Source organism: Pseudomonas sp. Eth.TT006 (genome assembly GCF_054456575.1).
This window is the reverse complement of the sequence record NZ_JBTJEN010000002.1, coordinates 292,463-311,984: the sequence shown is the minus strand read 5'-3', so window position 1 is coordinate 311,984 and position 19,522 is coordinate 292,463. Positions and strand designations below refer to the sequence as shown.

The 19,522-nt window shown below is 59.7% G+C and carries 18 protein-coding genes; 10 read left to right on the top strand and 8 right to left on the bottom strand.

Annotated features, from left to right (window positions below):
* Positions 1 to 2: 2 nt before the first annotated feature.
* Positions 3 to 1,184 (bottom strand): amino acid ABC transporter permease, encoded by a 1,182-nt coding sequence (locus ACXR0M_RS04585; RefSeq protein WP_458830332.1) that lies wholly within the window; start codon positions 1,182 to 1,184, stop codon positions 3 to 5.
* Positions 1,185 to 1,249: 65 nt separating this feature from the next.
* Positions 1,250 to 2,281 (bottom strand): amino acid ABC transporter substrate-binding protein, encoded by a 1,032-nt coding sequence (locus ACXR0M_RS04580; RefSeq protein ID WP_458830330.1) that lies wholly within the window; start codon positions 2,279 to 2,281, stop codon positions 1,250 to 1,252.
* Positions 2,282 to 2,749: 468 nt separating this feature from the next.
* On the opposite strand from ACXR0M_RS04580, the gene ACXR0M_RS04575 reads away from it, so the two are divergent.
* The 5 genes from ACXR0M_RS04575 (at position 2,750) to ACXR0M_RS04555 (ending at position 8,113) form a co-directional block, all read left to right on the top strand.
* Complete coding sequence (locus ACXR0M_RS04575; RefSeq protein WP_458830328.1) at positions 2,750 to 3,406, top strand: alpha/beta hydrolase; 657 nt, start codon at positions 2,750 to 2,752, stop codon at positions 3,404 to 3,406.
* A 96-nt stretch (positions 3,407 to 3,502) separates the two neighbouring features.
* Positions 3,503 to 4,969 carry an ATP-dependent RNA helicase RhlB gene (gene rhlB / locus ACXR0M_RS04570; protein WP_458830326.1) on the top strand — a complete coding sequence of 489 codons (1,467 nt, stop codon included), beginning with the start codon at positions 3,503 to 3,505 and terminating at the stop codon, positions 4,967 to 4,969.
* A 138-nt stretch (positions 4,970 to 5,107) separates the two neighbouring features.
* Positions 5,108 to 6,052 carry an ornithine cyclodeaminase family protein gene (locus ACXR0M_RS04565; RefSeq protein ID WP_458830324.1) on the top strand — a complete coding sequence of 315 codons (945 nt, stop codon included), beginning with the start codon at positions 5,108 to 5,110 and terminating at the stop codon, positions 6,050 to 6,052.
* A 214-nt stretch (positions 6,053 to 6,266) separates the two neighbouring features.
* Entirely contained in the window at positions 6,267 to 7,394 is a 1,128-nt protein-coding gene (locus ACXR0M_RS04560; protein WP_458830323.1) for an NAD(P)/FAD-dependent oxidoreductase, read from the top strand.
* Between the two features lie 92 nt (positions 7,395 to 7,486).
* Complete coding sequence (locus ACXR0M_RS04555; RefSeq protein ID WP_458830321.1) at positions 7,487 to 8,113, top strand: helix-turn-helix transcriptional regulator; 627 nt, start codon at positions 7,487 to 7,489, stop codon at positions 8,111 to 8,113.
* 123 nt (positions 8,114 to 8,236) lie between these two features.
* Here ACXR0M_RS04555 and ACXR0M_RS04550 read toward each other — a convergent pair whose 3' ends face one another.
* From ACXR0M_RS04550 to ACXR0M_RS04530, 5 genes are all read right to left on the bottom strand, one after another.
* Positions 8,237 to 9,013, bottom strand: coding sequence for an ABC transporter substrate-binding protein (locus ACXR0M_RS04550; protein ID WP_458830320.1), 777 nt, complete (start codon positions 9,011 to 9,013; stop codon positions 8,237 to 8,239).
* A gap of 213 nt (positions 9,014 to 9,226) precedes the next feature.
* Positions 9,227 to 9,679: a molybdopterin synthase catalytic subunit MoaE gene (gene moaE, locus ACXR0M_RS04545; RefSeq protein ID WP_458830318.1), complete on the bottom strand. Its 453-nt coding sequence runs from the start codon at positions 9,677 to 9,679 to the stop codon at positions 9,227 to 9,229.
* A 3-nt stretch (positions 9,680 to 9,682) separates the two neighbouring features.
* Entirely contained in the window at positions 9,683 to 9,925 is a 243-nt protein-coding gene (gene moaD / locus ACXR0M_RS04540) for a molybdopterin converting factor subunit 1 (protein WP_458830316.1), read from the bottom strand.
* On the bottom strand, positions 9,922 to 10,395 hold the full coding sequence (gene moaC, locus ACXR0M_RS04535) for a cyclic pyranopterin monophosphate synthase MoaC (protein ID WP_007972660.1): 474 nt from the start codon (positions 10,393 to 10,395) through the stop codon (positions 9,922 to 9,924). Before moaC ends, moaD begins: the two co-directional genes overlap by 4 nt.
* Before the next feature lie 237 nt (positions 10,396 to 10,632).
* Positions 10,633 to 12,027, bottom strand: a complete 1,395-nt coding sequence (locus ACXR0M_RS04530; RefSeq protein WP_458830314.1) for a PhoH family protein — start codon at positions 12,025 to 12,027, stop codon at positions 10,633 to 10,635.
* A gap of 14 nt (positions 12,028 to 12,041) precedes the next feature.
* On the opposite strand from ACXR0M_RS04530, the gene ACXR0M_RS04525 reads away from it, so the two are divergent.
* Positions 12,042 to 12,188 (top strand): hypothetical protein, encoded by a 147-nt coding sequence (locus ACXR0M_RS04525; RefSeq protein WP_458830312.1) that lies wholly within the window; start codon positions 12,042 to 12,044, stop codon positions 12,186 to 12,188.
* Between the two features lie 176 nt (positions 12,189 to 12,364).
* Here ACXR0M_RS04525 and ACXR0M_RS04520 read toward each other — a convergent pair whose 3' ends face one another.
* Complete coding sequence (locus ACXR0M_RS04520) at positions 12,365 to 13,441, bottom strand: polysaccharide deacetylase family protein (protein ID WP_458830812.1); 1,077 nt, start codon at positions 13,439 to 13,441, stop codon at positions 12,365 to 12,367.
* Positions 13,442 to 13,815: 374 nt separating this feature from the next.
* Here ACXR0M_RS04520 and yaaA point away from each other — a divergent pair, with 374 nt between their 5' ends.
* The 4 genes from yaaA to ACXR0M_RS04500 all read left to right on the top strand — a co-directional run bounded on the left by yaaA (position 13,816) and on the right by ACXR0M_RS04500 (position 19,510).
* Positions 13,816 to 14,595: a peroxide stress protein YaaA gene (yaaA, locus tag ACXR0M_RS04515; RefSeq protein ID WP_458830310.1), complete on the top strand. Its 780-nt coding sequence runs from the start codon at positions 13,816 to 13,818 to the stop codon at positions 14,593 to 14,595.
* 812 nt (positions 14,596 to 15,407) lie between these two features.
* Entirely contained in the window at positions 15,408 to 16,724 is a 1,317-nt protein-coding gene (locus ACXR0M_RS04510; protein WP_458830308.1) for a nucleotide sugar dehydrogenase, read from the top strand.
* A 99-nt stretch (positions 16,725 to 16,823) separates the two neighbouring features.
* Positions 16,824 to 18,305 carry a mannuronan synthase gene (gene alg8 / locus ACXR0M_RS04505; protein ID WP_458830306.1) on the top strand — a complete coding sequence of 494 codons (1,482 nt, stop codon included), beginning with the start codon at positions 16,824 to 16,826 and terminating at the stop codon, positions 18,303 to 18,305.
* A gap of 35 nt (positions 18,306 to 18,340) precedes the next feature.
* On the top strand, positions 18,341 to 19,510 hold the full coding sequence (locus ACXR0M_RS04500) for a PilZ domain-containing protein (protein WP_458830304.1): 1,170 nt from the start codon (positions 18,341 to 18,343) through the stop codon (positions 19,508 to 19,510).
* Positions 19,511 to 19,522: the final 12 nt, after the last annotated feature.

Here is a 19,522-nt window from a genome sequence, read left to right as displayed (position 1 = left end):
CCTTACCGCTCGATCAGCGCAATGCGCTTGTTGTACCAGTTCATCAGCAGGGAAATGCTGATACTGATCGCCAGGTACACGCTCATGGTGATGGCAATCACCTCGATCGCCTGACCGGTCTGGTTGAGCACCGTACCGGCAAACAGCGAAACCATTTCCGGATAACCGATACCGGCCGCCAGCGAAGAGTTTTTCGCCAGGTTGAGGTATTGGCTGGTCAGCGGCGGAATGATCACGCGCAGGGCCTGCGGGATGATCACCTTGCGCAGGGTCGGGCCGTTGCGCAGGCCGAGCGAGCGGGCCGCTTCGGTCTGGCCGTGGCTGACCGACTTGATCCCCGAACGGACGATTTCCGCGATGAACGCGGCGGTGTAGACGGTCAGGGCCAGGGTCAGTGCCAGCAGTTCCGGGATCAATACCCAGCCACCGACGAAGTTGAAGCCCTTGAGCTGCGGCATTTCCCAATGCAGCGGAGCGCCGAAGATCAGCGCGCACAGGGTCGGGATTACCAGCAGAATCGCCAGACCAACCCAGAACTTGTGGAACGGCTCGCCGGTTTCCTCGAAACGCTTGTTGGCCCAGCGGCACATCAGCACGGTGGCGACAATCGCCAGCACCACGCTGATCACAAACGCCCAGAAGCCGTCAGCCATTTGCGCGGCCGGCATGTTCAAGCCCCGGCTGCTGACGAAGAAGGTGTCGCCGAAGTTGTGGCTGTTACGCGGCCCCGGCATGGTCAGGAATACCGCGAAGTACCAGAACAGGATTTGCAGCAGCGGCGGAATGTTGCGGAACACTTCCACATACACGGTCGCCAGTTTGCTGATGATCCAGTTCGGCGACAGGCGCGCCACACCGATGATGAAGCCCAGCAACGTCGCCAGGATCACGCCGATAAAGGTGACCAGTAACGTGTTGAGCAGGCCGATCACAAACACCCGTGCGTAACTGTCCGCTTCGGTGTAGGAGATCAGGTGCTGAGCGATACCGAAACCGGCACTACGCTCCAGAAAGCTGAAACCGGAAGTGATGCCCCGGTGCTGCAGGTTGGTCTGGGTGTTATCGAACAGATACCAGCCCATGGCGACCACCGCCACGACGGTGATGATCTGAAACAGCCACGCACGCACTCGCGGATCGCTGAGGCTGAACCTCTGCTTTGGTGCGCCGATTGAATTTTGCATGAAGTGCCCCGGAAGAAATGGAACAGAACATCACCCGGTGGTTGGCCCACCGGGTGATAGAACCATTAGCGCACTGGTGGTGCGTACTGAATGCCGCCGGCGTTCCACAGCGCATTCATGCCACGGTCGATTTCCAGCGGAGTGCTCTTGCCGAGGTTTTTCTCGAAGATTTCACCGTAGTTACCGACCTGCGAAACGATTTTCACAACCCAGTCCTTCGGCAGTTTCAGGTCCTTGCCGTATTCACCGTCAGCACCCAGCAGACGCGCGACGTCCGGGTTCTTGGTGGATTTGGCTTCTTCCAGGACGTTTTTCGAGGTCACGCCGGCTTCTTCAGCGTTGAGCAGCGCGTAGCCAACCCAGCGCACGATCGCCAGCCACTCGTCGTCGCCGTTACGCACGACCGGACCCAGTGGTTCCTTGGAAATGGTTTCCGGCAGCACCACGTAGTCTTTTGGCGAAGCCAGTTTGCTGCGCTGTGCGTACAGCTGCGACTTGTCGGAGGTCAGCACGTCGCAACGACCGGATTCCAGCGACTTGGCGCTTTCATCGGAGGTGTCGAAAGTGATCGGGGTGTACTTCAGGCCGTTGGCGCGGAAGTAGTCGGACACGTTCAGTTCGGTGGTGGTACCGGCCTGGATGCAGATGGTTGCACCGTCCAGTTCCTTGGCACTTTTCACGCCCAGCTTGTTGTTGGCCAGGAAGCCCACGCCGTCGTAGTAAGTGATGAAGCCCGGGAATTTCAGGCCCATGCCGGCGTCACGCGAGCTGGTCATGGTGGTGTTGCGCGAGAGCAGGTCGATTTCGCCGGATTGCAGCGCGGTGAAGCGCTCCTTGGCGTTCAACTGGCTGAATTTGACCTTGTTCGCGTCGCCGAAAACGGCAGCCGCCACAGCGCGGCAGACGTCAGCGTCGATCCCGAGGATCTTGCCCGAAGCGTCCGGTACCGAGAAGCCCGGCAGACCGTCGCTCACGCCACACTGCACGAAACCTTTCTTCTGTACGGCATCCAGGGTTGCACCCGCCTGAGCGAACCCGCTGACGCCGAGTACTGCTGCAGCAGTCACGACCGCCAGAGTGGATTTCAACATCTTCATTCAAACCTCCAGTTTTGCTCTTGTTGTGTCGGAGCTTGAGTCCCGTCGCACCCTTTTGAGGCGTTGCTGACCCGTGTTGGCTTTTTTTGGGGTCAACCGACGTAAGACCTTCGCTATGAGTCTAGTAGGAGAAAATCCACATCATGGACAACTCACTTCTCACCAATCGGCCGAACGGGCTGTAGCCCTTTCACGTTCGCTTTGCCCGTAGCGGCCATTGGCGAACATCCATCACCGGATTCTTTGCAATCCCTTCACACGACGTACACTGATAGTGTTACCGCCACATGCGAGAACAGTTGCACGCAAAGAGCCGTAGCAAAGCCCGTACCACTCCGCTTGCTGAAGCGATTGCGCGACAGGTCAATAGCAAAACTTGTAGCCTTGCGACATCTTCTTAACGGATCGACCGGGTGCGCACCTCAATCACGCACTTATTGAGAGCGCCCGCACACTTTTGGAGCAGCCATGACCGAGCCCCTGATTCTTCAACCCGTAAAGCCCGCAGATGCCTGCGTGATTTGGCTGCACGGCCTCGGCGCGGACCGCTATGACTTCCTGCCAGTGGCCGAAGCGCTGCAGGAAAGCCTGCTGAGCACACGCTTCGTATTGCCCCAGGCACCGACCCTGCCGGTGACCATCAATGGTGGCTACGCGATGCCGAGCTGGTACGACATCAAGGCCATGAGCCCGGCGCGGGCGATTGATCGTGAGCAGCTGGAAGCGTCGGCGGATCGTGTCATTGCATTGATCGAAGAGCAGCGAGCCAGCGGAATAGACGCTTCGCGGATTTTCCTCGCCGGGTTTTCCCAGGGCGGCGCCGTGGTGCTGCACACCGCTTATATGAAGTGGCAAGGTCCGCTGGGTGGGGTCCTTGCCCTGTCCACCTATGCCCCGACGTTCTTCGACGAGATGGAGCTTTCTGCCAGCCAGCAACGGATCCCGGCGCTGTGCCTGCACGGCCAGTTCGATGGCGTGGTGCAAAACTCCATGGGGCGCAGTGCCTATGAGCATTTGGTGAAGCATGGTGTCACCGTGACATGGCAGGAATACCCAATGGAGCACGAAGTGTTACCCGAAGAAATTCGCGACATCGGCGTCTGGCTGGCAGAGCGTCTACGCTGATTCGGCCGCTCAGCGGACCCCTTTGATCATCCCCCTACGCCGAGCCCGCTTCTTGCATTACACTGGCCGGCGTACATTCCTTAACCAATTGATGAGATGACCGTGCTCAAAGCACTCAAGAAAATGTTCGGTAAAAGCGAGGCCGAACAACTCGCGCCAGTCCCCAGTGCGCCGTCGCACACCCCCGGCCCTCGCGCCGATGCGCCCAAGGTTGAGCGTCCGGCGCCGGTCGCGCCACCCAAGCCTGAGCGCCAGCCTGCGCCTGCCGTCGAACCGACCCGCACTGAAGCCCCGAAACCGGCCAGACCGCGGCGCGAACCGAAGCCCAAGGCGCCGGTCATTGCCTGGAAACTCGAGGATTTCGTCGTCGAACCCCAGGAAGGCAAAACCCGCTTCCACGATTTCAAACTCGCTCCGGAACTGATGCACGCCATCCAGGACCTGGGCTTCCCGTATTGCACGCCGATCCAGGCGCAGGTGCTGGGTTACACCCTCGCCGGCAAAGACGCCATCGGCCGCGCGCAGACCGGTACCGGTAAAACCGCCGCGTTCCTGATTTCGATCATCACCCAGTTGCTGCAGACCCCGCCGCCGAAAGAACGCTACATGGGCGAACCGCGCGCGCTGATCATCGCTCCGACCCGCGAACTGGTGGTGCAGATCGCCAAGGACGCCGCCGACCTGACCAAGTACACCGGCCTCAACGTCATGACCTTCGTTGGTGGCATGGACTTCGACAAGCAGCTCAAGCACCTCGAAGCGCGGCACTGCGACATTCTCGTCGCCACCCCCGGCCGCCTGCTCGACTTCAACCAGCGCGGCGATGTGCACCTGGACATGGTCGAAGTGATGGTGCTGGACGAAGCCGACCGCATGCTCGACATGGGCTTCATCCCTCAGGTACGGCAGATCATTCGCCAGACCCCGCCGAAATCCGAGCGTCAGACACTGCTGTTCTCCGCGACCTTCACCGAAGATGTGATGAACTTGGCCAAGCAGTGGACCACCGATCCTGCGATCGTCGAAATCGAAGTCACCAACGTGGCCAACGAAAACGTCGAGCAGCACATCTATGCCGTGGCCGCCGCCGACAAATACAAACTGCTCTACAACCTGGTCAACGACAACGGCTGGGAGCGGGTCATCGTATTTGCCAACCGCAAGGACGAGGTACGCCGCATCGAAGAGCGCCTGGTACGTGACGGCATCAACGCCGCGCAGCTGTCCGGCGACGTGCCGCAGCACAAACGGATCAAGACCCTTGAAGGCTTCCGCGAAGGCAAGATCCGCGTGCTGGTGGCGACCGACGTGGCCGGTCGCGGCATTCACATCGACGGCATCAGCCACGTGATCAACTTCACCCTGCCGGAAGTGCCGGACGACTACGTGCATCGCATCGGTCGTACCGGTCGTGCGGGGGCCGATGGCGTGTCGATCAGCTTCGCTGGCGAGGACGACTCCTACCAATTGCCGTCCATCGAAGAGAAGCTGGGCCGTAAGATCAGCTGTGAAACCCCGCCGACGCACCTGCTGCGTCCCGTGGAGCGCAAGCGTCCGCAATAAGCGACCCGATAAAGAAAAAGCGCAGCCGGCAACGACTGCGCTTTTTTTTCGTCCGGCCTTTCAACCGGTGCTTGCGAGAAATGGATTTAAATATCCATAATGGATAAATAAGTTTAATTTCAGATGCCGGAGCCCGAGATGCCCATTACGCCCTTCGTGATCGACCAGCCTCAGGCCCGCGAGCTGTTGGCGCGCATCGACGTGCCGCAAATCCTCCGCAAACTGTTTCGTGACCTCGCCGCAGGGCACGCCGTGCAACCGCCACAGCAACTGGTGGAATTCCCCCAGGGCGCCGGCGACTTCATCAATTATCTGGGAGTGCTGGCCGAGGACGGTGTGTATGGGGTCAAGACCTCGCCGTACATCGTCCGTGAACAGGGGCCGCTGGTAACGGCGTGGACGTTGCTGATGTCGATGAAAACCGGCCAGCCGTTGCTACTGTGCGATGCCGGAGAACTGACCACCGTGCGCACCGCTGCGACCACAGCGGTAGCGGTCGATGCCCTCGCCCCGCTGAATGCCTCGCGACTGGCGATCGTCGGCAGCGGCAAGGTCGCGCAGGCGCATCTGCATTATGTGAAAGGTCTGCGCGACTGGCAGAGCATCAGCGTCTATTCGCCCTCCTTGCTCGAAGACGCTGAAACTCAGGCACAATTGCGAGCCATCGCGCCCGCTGTGAAGATCGCCGACAGCCGCGAAGCCGCCCTCGCCGAGGCCGATGTGATCATGCTCTGCACCTCATCCGCCGGACCGGTAATCGACCCGACCACCCTGAGCAAACCGGCGCTGATCACCTCGATCAGCACCAACGCCCCGCGCGCCCACGAAGTACCGCCGCACAGCCTCAACGCCATGCAGGTGTTCTGCGATTATCGACTGACTACGCCGGACTCGGCGGGGGAAATGCTGATCGCGACCGAGCAGCATGGCTGGGACAAATCTGCAATTGTCGGCGACCTGGCCGACCTGCTCAGCGAGAAAGTGCCGCGCCCCGGTAACGACCGTCACGTGTTTTTCCGTTCAATCGGTCTGGGGCTGGAAGACATTGCGCTGGCGAATGCGATTTACCAGCTGCACAACTGAACCGAACACCGAAACATTGAACCCTGAAACACCGAAACACCGAAACACCGAACACTGTAGGAGCTGCCGAAGGCTGCGATCTTTTGATCTTGATCCTGATTTTGAAAAACAAGATCAAAAGATCGCAGCCTTCGGCAGCTCCTACAGGGGATGTATTCAATGGGGAGTGCCGCGGGCAGATCCTCAAGAACCTCGACAGCTTTTGGAGTGACTCATGAGCCAGGCAGACTTCATCATCATCGGCGGCGGGATTGCCGGCGCTTCCACCGGGTTCTGGCTGGCGCCGCACGGCAAAGTGGTTGTGCTGGAACGCGAGTCGCACCCGGCCTATCACTCCACCGGACGCTCGGCAGCGCTGTACACCGCGGCTTATGGCACCCCACAGGTGCGCGCACTGACCCAGGCCAGCCGGGCGTTTTTCGATCAGCCGCCAAGCGGCTTCTGTGAGCATCCTTTACTGACACCGCGTGGCGAGATGACCGTCGATTTCACCGGCGATGCCGTTGAACTGCAAAACCAATACCTCAGCGCCAAAGCCACGGTGCCGGAGATGCAACTGCTCAGCGCTGACGAAGCCTGTGCTCGCCTGCCGATCCTGCGTCGGGAAAAGGTTCACGGCGCGATCTACGACCCGACCGCCAGCGACATCGACACCGACGCCCTGCACCAGGGTTACCTGCGTGGCATCCGCCGCAACAACGGCGAAGTACACACCGACTGCGAGGTGCTGGGCCTGAGTCGCGGCGCCGACGGCCAATGGCAGGTGCAGACCAACGGCCAGACGTTCAGTGCGCCAGTGATCATCAACGCTGCCGGCGCTTGGGCCGACCAGATCGGCGCTTTTGCCGGCGCCAAACCATTGGGCCTGCAACCCAAGCGTCGTGCCGCATTCATTTTCGCCGGCCCCGAAGGCGTCGACATTCATCACTGGCCGATGCTGGTCAGCCTCGACGAATCGTTCTACATGAAGCCCGACGCCGGGATGTTTCTCGGCTCGCCGGCCAATGCCGACCCGGTCGAGCCGCACGACGTGCAGCCGGAAGAACTGGACATCGCCATGGGCATTTACCAGATCGAAGAAGCCACCACGCTGACCATCCGCCGCCCGACGCGCACCTGGGCCGGCCTGCGCAGCTTTGTCGCCGACGGAGATCTGCTCAGCGGTTTCGATCCGCAGGTGCCGGGGCTGTTCTGGGTCGCGGCCCAGGGCGGCTACGGCATTCAGACGTCACCGGCGATGGGCCAGGCCAGCGCGGCATTGGTCCGTGGTCTGCCGCTGCCCGAGCCGCTGCTGCAATTCGGTCTGAGCAGCGCCATGCTCGCCCCTGCCAGGCTTGGCTGAACCTCTCGCGGATGACGCGCCCAACGGATTGCGGCACACTCGCAGCGCCCCCTGTTCACGGGGGCGTTGACGCCGCCTGGAGCTCCACAGACATGACCGCCCCCGAATTCGATCCGGCACTGGATAACTTCCGTGCCGTCGCCGACGCCATCGCCACGCTGTTCTTTCCCCACGCCGAAGTGGTGCTGCACGACCTGCGTACGCAAAAGGTCGATTACATCGCCAACAACCTGTCCAAGCGCGAGATCGGCGACGACTCGTCGCTCGAAGACATGCTCAGCGAGGATGTCAGCGACCGTAACATCGGCCCGTATGAAAAACTGAATTGGGACGGTCAAAAGATTCGCAGCCTGAGCACCGTGCTGCGCGACAGCGAAAGCCGGCCGCTGGCGGTGCTGTGCATCAACCTGAATATTTCGCTGTTCGAAAATGCCAAAGCGGCGCTGGACCTGTTCCTGTCGCCAAGCAAACTGATCCCGCAACCGGATTCATTGTTTCGCGATGATTGGCAGGAACGCATCAACACCTTCCTCCACGCCTGGCTGCGCGAGCGCCAGCTGAGCCTGAATCTGCTGACCCGCGACCACAAGCGCGAGCTGGTACTGGCTCTGCACGCCGAAGGCGCGTTCAAGGGCAAGAGCGCCTCGAACTATGTGGCCAGTGTGCTGAACATGGGGCGGGCGACGGTGTACAAGCATTTGAAGGAATTGAAGGGCTGAAGATCTGCGCTGATTTTTCCGGCCCCATCGCTGGCAAGCCAGCTCCCACAGGTTGTGTAGTGATCACATATTTGTGCACGACACAGACAATGTGGGAGCTGGCTTGCCAGCGATGGCGGACTATCAATCGCCGTAAATATCGGACTTGAAATACTTCTCGGAAATCTTCTGGTACTCACCACTCGCGCGAATGCCATCGATGGCGCCATTCAACTGGCTGACCAATTCGGCATTGCCCTTGCGCACCGCAATCCCCGCGCCCTCGCCCACGTATTTCGGGTCTTTGAGTTCAGGCCCGACAAACGCAAAACCCTTGCCGCGCGGCATCGACAGGAAGTCTGTCAGCGGAATGGTGTCGGCGAAAATCGCATCGAGGCGCCCGGCGGCCAGGTCCATGTAGATCTCTTCGTTGTTGCTGTAGCGCTTGACGTTGATACCCTTGGGCTCGAACACCTCGGTGGCATAACGGTCGGTGGTGGTGGCGCGCTGCACGCCGACGTTCTTGCCCTTGAGGCTGGCGTACTGGTCATCGACCGTGGCGCCTTCCTTCATCATCAGTCGCGACGAGGTGAAGTAATACTTGTGGGTGAAATCCACCGACTTCTTGCGGTCCTCGTTGATGGTCATCGACGACAGCGCCATGTCGATTTTCTTCACTTTCAGCGACGGAATCAGGCCATCGAACTCCCCCTCGACCCATACGCATTTGACCTGCATCTGCGCGCACAGAGCGTTGCCGATGTCGTAGTCGAAACCGACGATTTCACCCTTGTCGGTTTTCGAAGCAAACGGCGGGTAAGCCGCCTCGATGCCGATGCGCAGGGTTTTCTCCGCGGCGAACACGCTGGTGCACGCCAACAGGCTCAGAGCCAGACCGGTGATGAGGGGAAGTTTCTTCATGTTCGTTCTCTCGCGGGGTTGTTGTTGGTTTGGCAAGAAAAAGCTGAAAACGGAGGCGGAAGTTTTTTGTACTTATAAATCCATACTGGACTTTAATGTTTATCTCGTCAATCGGCGGGAAAAGCAAAAGATCGCAGCCTTCGGCAGCTCCTACAGGGTGTACGCCTGTAGGAGCTGCCGAAGGCTGCGATCTTTTTGCTGGCAAAGCAGAGGTTATTTGTTCCAGCGATCCGCTGCGGCATGATCGCTGTCACGCCCCTCAACCCAACGCGGGCCGTCGCTGGTGTTTTCTTTCTTCCAGAACGGCGCACGGGTTTTCAGGTAGTCCATGACAAAGGCGCAGGCATCAAATGCGGCCTGGCGATGGGCACTGGCGGCGCCGACAAACACGATCGGCTCGCCCGGTTCCAGCGCGCCGATGCGGTGCAACACTTCCAGTTTCAACAACGGCCAGCGCTGCTCGGCCTCGACGGCGATCTTGCCGAGGGCCTTTTCAGTCATGCCCGGATAGTGTTCGAGGAACATTCCCGCCACGTCCAGCCCATCATTGAAGTCGCGCACGTAGCCGACAAAACTCACCACCGCGCCGACGCCAACATTGGCCGCGTGCATCGCGTTGACTTCAGCACCGGGATCGAACGCCGTGGACTGCACACGAATCGCCATGCCTCAGCCCCCGGTCACGGTGGGGAAAAACGCCACTTCGTCGCCGTCGCTCACTGGTTCATCGAGCTGACACAAGTCTTCGTTGCGCGCGCACATCAGGTTCTGTTCGCTCAACACCTCGGCGCCGTCACGTTGCGCGAGCAATGCGCGCACGTCCTCGACAGTGGCGAAATCGCCTTCGACCTTCACCGAATCCACGCCGAGCGCTTCCCGGTAACGGGCGAAAAACTTCACGGTCAGGTTCATGGCTGCTCCGCCTGGAAATGCCCGCTCTTGCCGCCGACTTTCTCCAGCAGGCGCACGCTTTCGATGGTCATGCCGCGGTCCACGGCCTTGCACATGTCGTAGATGGTCAGCGCGGCGACGCTGGCGGCGGTCAGCGCTTCCATCTCGACGCCGGTCTGCCCGGACAGCTTGCAGCGCGCGACGATGCGCACGCTGTCGTCGCCTTCAGCACTGAGCTCGACTTTGACCCCGGTGAGCATCAGCGGATGGCACAGCGGGATCAGATCACTGGTTTTCTTCGCCGCCTGAATGCCGGCGATCCGCGCCACGGCAAACACGTCGCCTTTGGGATGGCCGCCACTGACGATCATCTGCAGGGTTTCAGGGAGCATGCGCACCAGCGCCTGAGCGGTCGCCTCACGGAACGTCACGGCTTTTTCGGTGACGTCGACCATGTTGGCGCGACCTTGGGAATCGAGATGAGTCAGCACGGGATTACTCCTGATCAGGAGCCGGGATTGTAAACCTGTGGGTCAAATTTCCGCATCATTGATTATGAAATCACCCGTATCCCCTGTGGGAGCGGGCTTGCTCGCGAATGCGGTATGTCAGCCACCACATCTGTGCCTGATACACCGCATTCGCGAGCAAGCCCGCTCCCACAATGGTTATGCATTTATCCAGAAAAAACCGGGCGGCTTGTCGGCCGCCCGGTTGGGTGTGAAGGGTTACAGATGCGATTCGGCGTATTCGGCCAGAATCGAGCGTGGCACGCCCTGCAGGGTGATGTGCACCCCGTTGGGGAAATCCTTGAAGCGTTCGGTCAGGTAGGTCAGCCCGGAGCTGGTCGCGGACAGGTAAGGGGTGTCGATCTGTGCCAGGTTGCCCAGGCACACCACTTTGGAACCGGCGCCGGCCCGGGTGATGATGGTTTTCATCTGGTGCGGCGTGAGGTTCTGGCATTCGTCGATCAGGATCAGGCTCTGCTGGAAGCTGCGACCGCGAATGTAGTTGAGCGATTTGAACTGCAACGGCACTTTGCTGAGGATGTAGTCGACGCTGCCATGGGTGTTTTCGTCATCCATGTGCAAGGCTTCGAGGTTGTCGGTGATGGCGCCCAGCCACGGCTCCATTTTTTCCGCTTCGGTGCCAGGCAGGAAGCCGATTTCCTGGTCCAGGCCCTGCACGCTGCGGGTCGCGATGATGCGCCGATAACGCTTGCTGACCATGGTCTGCTCGATCGCCGCAGCCAGCGCCAGAATGGTTTTACCCGATCCCGCCGCACCCGACAGGTTGACCAGATGGATGTCCGGATCCAGCAGCGCATACAGCGCCAGGCTCTGATAGATGTCCCGAGGCTTGAGGCCCCAGGCTTCCTGGTGCAGCAGCGGTTCCTGGTGCAGGTCGAGGATCAGCAGCTTGGCGTCGTGGATTTCCTTGATCCAGCCGACAAAGCCCTGTTCGTCAATGATGAACTCGTTGATGTGCACCGCCGGCAGGTTGTCGATCAGTTGCACCTGGTGCCAGGTGCGGCCGTGATCCTGACGGGTATCGACCTTGCTCACGCGGTCCCAGAAGGAGCCGGTCATGTTGTGGTAACCATTGGGCAGCAGGGACACGTCATCGACCAGTTGGTCGGTGCTGTAGTCCTCGGCATCAATCCCGCAGGCGCGTGCCTTGAGGCGCATGTTGATGTCTTTGGTGACCAGCACCACGGCTTTCTGCGGGTCACGGGTGTGCAGGTCGATCAGTTGGTTGATGATTTTGTTGTCGTTCAGATGCTCGGGCAGAATCAGATTCGACTCGGCCTGCTTGCTCATCAGAATTGACAGCAAGCCCTTCGGCCCGCCCTTGCCGCGCTGGATCGGTACGCCCAGCTCGACATCCTCGGGGGAGGCATCGCCCAGGGTCTTGTCGATCAGCCGGATCGCCTGGCGGCATTCGGCAGCAACGCTGTGATGGCCGCTCTTGAGCTTGTCCAGCTCTTCTAGCACGGTCATCGGGATCGCGACGTGGTGTTCTTCGAAATTCAGCAGGGCATTCGGATCGTGAATCAGTACGTTGGTATCGAGTACATAAAGGATTGGCTGGTTGGAAGAAGGGCTACGTCCGTGATCATCCATACTCGGTCACCTTTGTGGGAGCCATTCGACGCAATACCTGGGCGGTGCTGCGCCTCGAAGTGACTGCCGAATACATCCCCGAGCGTCAGGATGAACTGCACACAAAATGGGTCTTGGGAGACGCCACCTGTGTTGCAGGTTTCGGCGGTCTGTCTTCGTAATACTCCAAAACCCATGACATAAAAAAGCACTTTGACGGATTTTTCAGGTTTATTTTGCAGAGTGACGAAAAGCCCTTGGCGGACCGTCCAGACCCCGCTAAAGTCGGAAGTCCGCCTGCATCGAATCCCCTCGTAAAATCACCCCAGGCCCAATGTTTCCGGGCTTTTGCCGTTGGTCAGCGAAAACCGTCCTGACAATCCTCCCAGCCGATGCCGCTTTGCGCGGTTTGCGTGATCAGCCACGGCAACGCGGTCTTCACCGCATCCTGTTTCATGTTGAAATTGATCACCCCGTGACGCCACAGCAGCATCAGGGTGAGCACCCGCTGCGCGCTTGGCTCGCCCTTGAGTTTGCCCGCGCCATCCTGGGCATCAATGTCCCACAGCGCCACGTGCAGGCCCTGAGTGCGGAAAAAACTGCCGGCATCACTGCGTCGCTGTCCTTCCGGCGGACGGAACAGCGGCACGTAGTTTTCCGGCAGTTTGTTCTTCACCAGATCGCTGCTGCGGCGCACCGAATCCTGCCAGTCCTGCCAATAGCTGTGGGAACGGAACTCCCAGCCCTGTACGCCGACGCACTGTTTCGAGAAGCCGGCTTGCAGGCTACTCACCGGACTGTCGGCCAGGCGCGCCTGAATATCCTTGCCCAACACAAAGAACGTGCCGCTCAGGTTCGCTTTGCGCAGGTATTCGGTGAGCCAGCCGGTATTGTCTGGCTGTAGGTTGGCGGCGCTATCGAACGTCAGCAAAAACAGCCGGTCGTGCATCTCGTCACCGCTGCGCTCGTAGTCACCGAAACGATCGATCTCGCTGCTGGTCTGCGGCGACAGAGCGGCCTTGCGCAGCAACTCGTCGAGATACTGCACATGGAAGATCCGGCTCGGCTCGGCCCACTTGGTGTAGTAGCTGTCATCGCTGACCACGAACTTGGCGGCCTGCTCGCGCAAGGTCGGCAAGTCCTCGACGAGGAAGCAGAACGAAGCGTCCTGATCGCAGCTTTGCTGGGCGTAGTTGTAGTTGGCCAACAGGCGTGCCCACAGCCGCTGACGCAGGCTGTTGACTGCATCGACGTTGACCGTACGCAGCCCCAGACGTTGGGCCAGCGCGGGCTCGTCAATCGACTCGGTGCCCAGCAGAACACGGGCGAACATGAGGATTTCCGCGCGCGAGGCGACGTCGAACAGGGTCGGGCTGCCGAGCTGCTCCGGCCAGGTGCTGCGATCCAGCGTCGCCACATCGCTCGGCGCCGCCATGGCACCGCAACTCAACAGCCACGCGGTGAATAAAAGAACAATGCGCAAAGGGGTGTCTCCATAACCAAACCCGCGCGGCACTATAGCTGATGTGCAAGATTCACGGACGCTGCCCTCACCCCAACCCTCTCCCGGAGGGAGAGGGAGCTGACCGAGTGTTTCTTTCGACATCCGCCGACCTGAGATAACGAGTCGAACTCAATTTTGAAACCAACCAAGATCGGCTCCCTCTCCCTCCGGGAGAGGGCTGGGGTGAGGGAAAAATCCACCAGCCGTCGCAAATGCCCGAGCTGAACCATACCTATAACCCCCATAGCTGGAGTCAACTCGGACAACCCCCTAGAATCGCCCCCACGATTAAAGGAGACGACTTCATGCTGATGGTGATTTCCCCCGCCAAGACCCTCGATTACGAAACACCGCCGGCGACCCAGCGTTTCACCCAGCCGCAATACCTCGACCACTCCCAGGAGCTGATCCAGCAACTGCGCGAACTGAGCCCGGCGCAAATCAGCGAACTGATGCACGTGTCCGACAAGATCGGCGGCCTCAACGCCGCGCGTTTCGGCAGCTGGACGCCCGCCTTCACCCCGGACAATGCCAAGCAGGCGCTGCTGGCGTTCAAGGGTGACGTGTACACCGGTCTCGACGCCCAGTCCTTCAGCGAAGCCCAGTTCGACTATGCGCAAAAGCACCTGCGCATGCTCTCCGGCCTTTATGGCCTGCTGCGCCCACTGGATCTGATGCAACCCTATCGTCTGGAAATGGGCACCAAACTGGCCAATGCCCGTGGCAAAGATCTCTACGCCTTCTGGGGCACGCGCATCAGCGAATGGCTCAACGAAGCGCTCGCCGAACAAGGCGATGACGTGCTGCTGAACCTGGCTTCCAACGAGTACTTCTCGGCGGTCAAACGCAGCGCCCTGAACGCGCGGATTATCAACACCGAGTTCAAGGACCTGAAGAACGGCCAGTACAAGATCATCAGTTTCTACGCGAAGAAAGCCCGTGGTCTGATGAGCCGTTTCGTGATTCAGCAGCAGATTAATGATCCAGCTGCCCTCAAACAGTTCGATGTGCAGGGTTATCGCTACAGCGCCGAGCAATCGAAACCGGACAATCTGGTGTTTCTGCGCGACCACGCCCCGGAATAAAGCATGCTCAATGCACGACTCTTTCTATAAGGAGTCGTGCAGTGCGCACGACGTCAAAAATCCCCCGCCACATTTCGCCGACTTATTGGCGCCATAAAAGCGTCCCTACCGATTCTAATTTTAGTTTCACTCGACAGCCGCCATTTTTTTCAGTAGTGGCACGCAAAATTTTTTACGGTAGTGGCACAAAACTATCGACCTCAATTTCACCTCGATTAATAAAGGCCCAAATCGAAAGTGCTATCAAATTGAAAGCAGTGCCATCTTTGGCAATATTTCAAAAAATTTCAGATTTCGCGATGAGCGGGTAGGAACTATGTCCGAATGCATAGCTCATACCACCGGTAACGATTCTCGCCGAGTTTGTACGAGATAACTTACGCAGAGCGGAGAACCATGTAACCAAGTTGTCACAGCAACTTGCCTAGATGGTTCACTCATCTGACGAACTGACGATGGATAGGTGAAACGCACCATAAACATCCTCTACAAGGCCAAGGTTGCGCCCCTGTATAACGTGCTCGCCTGAGCACCCAACCGCTTGATTCATAGGCCTTCCGGCCAAAATCAGGTGGACTGAGAACATGCACGAGAGTCTTTCTGAGAAGAGGATCGGCCGCATAACAGGGCAAGCCATAACAATCAGGCCTAGTTGCGCACATCTTGAGTGCACTTATTTAGACACTCGGAACTTAGTATGCCTGCACACGGCATTGTGGCGCCTGTTTGCCGCACTTTCGAGTGCACTATGACCGCTGAACACCATTAACTCCGGCCATCTAATGGCTTGATAAAACACAGAGGTAATTGCGATGCGCATCAGCATATTTGGTTTGGGTTACGTTGGCGCGGTGTGTGCCGGTTGCCTGTCTGCACGGGGCCACGACGTGGTTGGCGTCGATGTTGCCAAAGACAAGATCGACATGATCAACGCCGGTAAATCGCCCATCGTTGAACCGGGTCTGGGCGAACTTCTGGCCCAGGGTATCGAGACCGGTCGTCTGCGCGGTACGACCAACTTCGCCGAAGCCATTCGTGACACCGACCTGTCGATGATCTGCGTCGGTACACCAAGCAAGAAGAACGGCGACCTGGAACTGAACTACATCGAAGCAGTGTGCCGCGAGATCGGTTTCGTGCTGCGTGAAAAATCCACTCGCCACACCATCGTGGTCCGCAGCACCGTGCTGCCGGGCACCGTGGCCAACGTGGTGATCCCGATCCTCGAAGACTGCTCGGGCAAGAAGGCCGGCGTCGACTTCGGCGTTGCGGTCAACCCGGAATTCCTGCGTGAATCCACCGCGATTGCCGACTACGACCAGCCACCGATGACCGTCATCGGCGAGTTCGACAAGGCCTCGGGCGACGTTCTGCAATCGCTGTACGAAGAACTCGACGCACCGATCATCCGCAAGGACATCGCCGTTGCCGAAATGATCAAGTACACCTGCAACGTCTGGCACGCGACCAAAGTGACCTTCGCCAACGAGATCGGCAACATCGCCAAGGCGGTCGGCGTCGATGGCCGTGAAGTGATGGACGTGGTCTGCCAGGACAAGACCCTCAACCTGTCCCAGTACTACATGCGTCCAGGCTTCGCTTTCGGCGGCTCGTGCCTGCCAAAAGACGTGCGTGCCCTGACCTACCGTGCAGGTTCGCTGGACGTCGAAGCACCGCTGCTCAACTCGCTGATGCGCAGCAACGAATCGCAGGTGCAGAACGCTTTCGACATCGTTGAAAGCCACGAAAAACGCAAAGTCGCCCTGCTCGGTCTGAGCTTCAAGGCCGGTACCGACGACCTGCGCGAAAGCCCGCTGGTGGAACTGGCCGAAATGCTGATCGGCAAGGGCTACGACCTGAGCATCTACGACAGCAACGTCGAGTACGCCCGTGTCCACGGCGCGAACAAGGACTACATCGAGTCGAAAATCCCGCACGTGTCGTCCCTGCTCAACTCGGACTTCGATTCGGTGATCGACAACTCCGACGTGATCATCCTCGGCAACCGTGACGAGAAATTCCGCTCGCTGGTGCAGGACGTACCGCACGGCAAGCAGGTAATCGACCTGGTGGGCTTCATGTCCAAGGCCACCAGCGCCGGTAGCCGTGCCGAAGGCATTTGCTGGTAAAGCAGCCTTAAGCGGCAAGCCTCAAGCTGCAAGACAAAGCGTTTCGCTTGCAGCTTGAAGCTTGCAACTTGCAGCTTCCCTGACCTTCGGATGACGTCGATGACCAAGCTCAAACATCTTTTTCTACAATCCGCCGGCTGGCTTTTGTTTTTAAGCCTGTTGATGGGCCTGGCCTTGATGCTGCCCGCGTCCACATTCGACTCGCAGTCGAAGGACTTCATTTTCCTGATTGGCGCCGTGGGTATCTGGCGCTACTCGATGGGTGCAACGCACTTTGTGCGCGGCATGATTTTTCTCTACATCGTTTACCCGCACCTGCGCCGCAAAGTGCGCAAGCTGGGTGACGCGGCGAACCCGTCGCATGTGTTTCTGATGGTCACCAGTTTCCGTATTGACGCGCTGACCACTGCGCAGGTCTACAGCTCGGTGATCCGCGAAGCCATCGACTGCGAACTGCCGACCACCGTGGTCTGCTCGATCGTCGAAATGTCCGATGAGCTGCTGGTCAAGGCGCTGTGGGCGCGGATGAATCCGCCGGACCGGGTCAAACTCGACTTCGTGCGCATTCCCGGCACCGGCAAGCGCGATGGTCTGGCCTTCGGTTTCCGCGCGATCTCCCGTCACCTGCCGGACGACCGCGCCGTGGTCGCCGTGATCGACGGCGACACCGTGCTCAGCGAAGGCTGCGTGCGCAAGACCGTGCCGTGGTTCCAGCTGTTCGGCAACGTCGGCGGCCTGACCACCAACGAGTTCTGCGAAGTGCGCGGCGGCTACATCATGAGCGAATGGCACAAGCTGCGTTTCGCCCAGCGCCACATCAACATGTGCTCGATGGCCCTGTCCAAGCGCGTACTGACCATGACCGGGCGCATGTCGGTGTTCCGCGCCAGTGTGGTGACCAACCCGGAATTCATCGCCGACGTCGAAAGCGACTCGCTGCAACACTGGCGCCTGGGCCGGTTCAAGTTCCTCACCGGCGACGACAAGTCGAGCTGGTTCAGCCTGATGCGCCTGGGTTACGACACCTTCTACGTGCCGGACGCGGCGATCAACACCGTTGAGCACCCGCCGGAAAAGAGCTTCATCAAGGCCAGCCGCAAGCTGATGTTCCGCTGGTACGGCAACAACCTGCGGCAGAACTCGCGTGCGCTGGGCCTGGGTGTGAAACGCCTCGGTGCCTTCACTTCGGTGGTGCTGTTCGACCAGCGCGTATCGATGTGGACATCGTTGCTGGGCCTGACCGTGGCGATCATCGCCAGCTTCAAGTACGGCGGCGCGTTCATCCTCGCCTACCTGCTGTGGATCGGTATCACCCGACTGATTCTGACCCTGTTGCTGTCGTGCTCCGGTCACCGGATCGGCCCGGCCTATCCGCTGATTCTCTATTACAACCAGATCGTCGGTGCGCTGGTGAAGATCTACGTGTTCTTCCGTCTCGACCAGCAATCCTGGACTCGCCAACCCACTTCCCTGACCCGTGATCTCGCCAGCTTTCAACGTTGGTTCAACACCTGGTCGTCTCGGACCATGACCTTCTCCGCCGGCAGCATTTTCGTCGCCGTGCTGCTGATGATGGTCTGACCTGCCCCTATTGAATTAACAAGGAAATCGCCCCCATGAATACCGCCGTCAACGCCAACGTAGTGCATGAATCCGAAGCCCAGCGCCAGCACGCCCGAGTGAAAATTCCGGCCAAACTGCGCTTCTTCGGCCCCGACCGGACCCCGATCGAAGCGCGGGTCCTGGACCTGTCCGCCGGTGGTCTGGCGTTCAACGCCGGGCAGACGCCGCTGACCATCGGCGAGGTGTACAAGGCACGTCTGCAGTTCGTGATCGACAACCTCGGCCTGGCCATGGACGTTGAACTGCAAGTGCGCTCCATCGACCGCCCGACCGGCCGTGTTGGCTGCCAGTTCCAGAACCTGGAGCCACAGGACATCTCGACCCTGCGTCACCTGATCACCTCGCACCTGGCCGGCGACATCGTCAGCATCGGCGAAGTGCTGGCGACCCTGCAGCGCGACAACTTCACCAAGGCGCGCAAGAACAAGGACAGCGGCAGCGGCATGACCCCGTTCGGGCGTCTGAAAGCCGTGACGTTCAGTGCCGGGATCTTCGCCATCGGCCTGGTCGCGTTCGGTTTCGTGTTCAAGTCGGTGTACGGCATGTACTTCGTCAGCCATGCGCAGGCCGGTCTGGTCAGCGTGCCGGGGATGAACATCACCATGCCGCGCGACGGCACCGTGCAAAGCCTGGTCAAGTCCGACGGCGTCGCGGCCAAAGGCGCACCGCTGGCGACTTTCAGCACCAGCATGCTCGACGTGCTCAAGGGCCATCTGGACGAAGACCAGTTGCAACCGGCCAAGGTTGAAGAACTGTTCGGCAAGCAGATGACCGGCACCCTGACCTCGCCGTGCGATTGCACCGTGGCCCAGCAACTGGTGGCGGACGGGCAGTACGCGAGCAAGGGCGATGTGATCTTCACCCTGGTACCGCGCAATACTCAGGCCACCGTCGATGCACGCTTCTCCTATCGCCAGTTCGGCGACGTGCGTCCGGGGACTCCGGTGAGCTTCCAGATCGCCGGCGAAGACAAGACCCGCACCGGCAAGATCGTCAGCAGCACCAGCCTGAAGAGCGCCGACCTGTCCTCCGACATCCGCGTGCAGATCCAGCCGGACGAACCGCTGGACAGCAGCTTCGCCGGCCGCCCGGTGGAAGTGAACAGCGACCGTGGTCCGAACCTGAACTGGCTGATCGACAAAGCCATGGCTGCCGGTCTTTAAGTCGAGGACATG

Coding starts and splice junctions, on each gene's coding strand:
- moaD (WP_458830316.1), bottom strand. CDS start 9,925: ATGAACCTGACCGTGAAGTTTTTCGCCCGTTACCGGGAAGCGCTCGGC.
- moaE (WP_458830318.1), bottom strand. CDS start 9,679: ATGGCGATTCGTGTGCAGTCCACGGCGTTCGATCCCGGTGCTGAAGTC.
- ACXR0M_RS04555 (WP_458830321.1), top strand. CDS start 7,487: ATGACCGCCCCCGAATTCGATCCGGCACTGGATAACTTCCGTGCCGTC.
- ACXR0M_RS04520 (WP_458830812.1), bottom strand. CDS start 13,441: ATGGCGGCGCCGAGCGATGTGGCGACGCTGGATCGCAGCACCTGGCCG.
- ACXR0M_RS04580 (WP_458830330.1), bottom strand. CDS start 2,281: ATGAAGATGTTGAAATCCACTCTGGCGGTCGTGACTGCTGCAGCAGTA.
- ACXR0M_RS04565 (WP_458830324.1), top strand. CDS start 5,108: ATGCCCATTACGCCCTTCGTGATCGACCAGCCTCAGGCCCGCGAGCTG.
- ACXR0M_RS04585 (WP_458830332.1), bottom strand. CDS start 1,184: ATGCAAAATTCAATCGGCGCACCAAAGCAGAGGTTCAGCCTCAGCGAT.
- ACXR0M_RS04510 (WP_458830308.1), top strand. CDS start 15,408: ATGCGCATCAGCATATTTGGTTTGGGTTACGTTGGCGCGGTGTGTGCC.
- alg8 (WP_458830306.1), top strand. CDS start 16,824: ATGACCAAGCTCAAACATCTTTTTCTACAATCCGCCGGCTGGCTTTTG.
- ACXR0M_RS04530 (WP_458830314.1), bottom strand. CDS start 12,027: ATGGATGATCACGGACGTAGCCCTTCTTCCAACCAGCCAATCCTTTAT.
- ACXR0M_RS04575 (WP_458830328.1), top strand. CDS start 2,750: ATGACCGAGCCCCTGATTCTTCAACCCGTAAAGCCCGCAGATGCCTGC.
- rhlB (WP_458830326.1), top strand. CDS start 3,503: ATGACCGTGCTCAAAGCACTCAAGAAAATGTTCGGTAAAAGCGAGGCC.
- ACXR0M_RS04500 (WP_458830304.1), top strand. CDS start 18,341: ATGAATACCGCCGTCAACGCCAACGTAGTGCATGAATCCGAAGCCCAG.
- yaaA (WP_458830310.1), top strand. CDS start 13,816: ATGCTGATGGTGATTTCCCCCGCCAAGACCCTCGATTACGAAACACCG.
- ACXR0M_RS04560 (WP_458830323.1), top strand. CDS start 6,267: ATGAGCCAGGCAGACTTCATCATCATCGGCGGCGGGATTGCCGGCGCT.
- ACXR0M_RS04550 (WP_458830320.1), bottom strand. CDS start 9,013: ATGAAGAAACTTCCCCTCATCACCGGTCTGGCTCTGAGCCTGTTGGCG.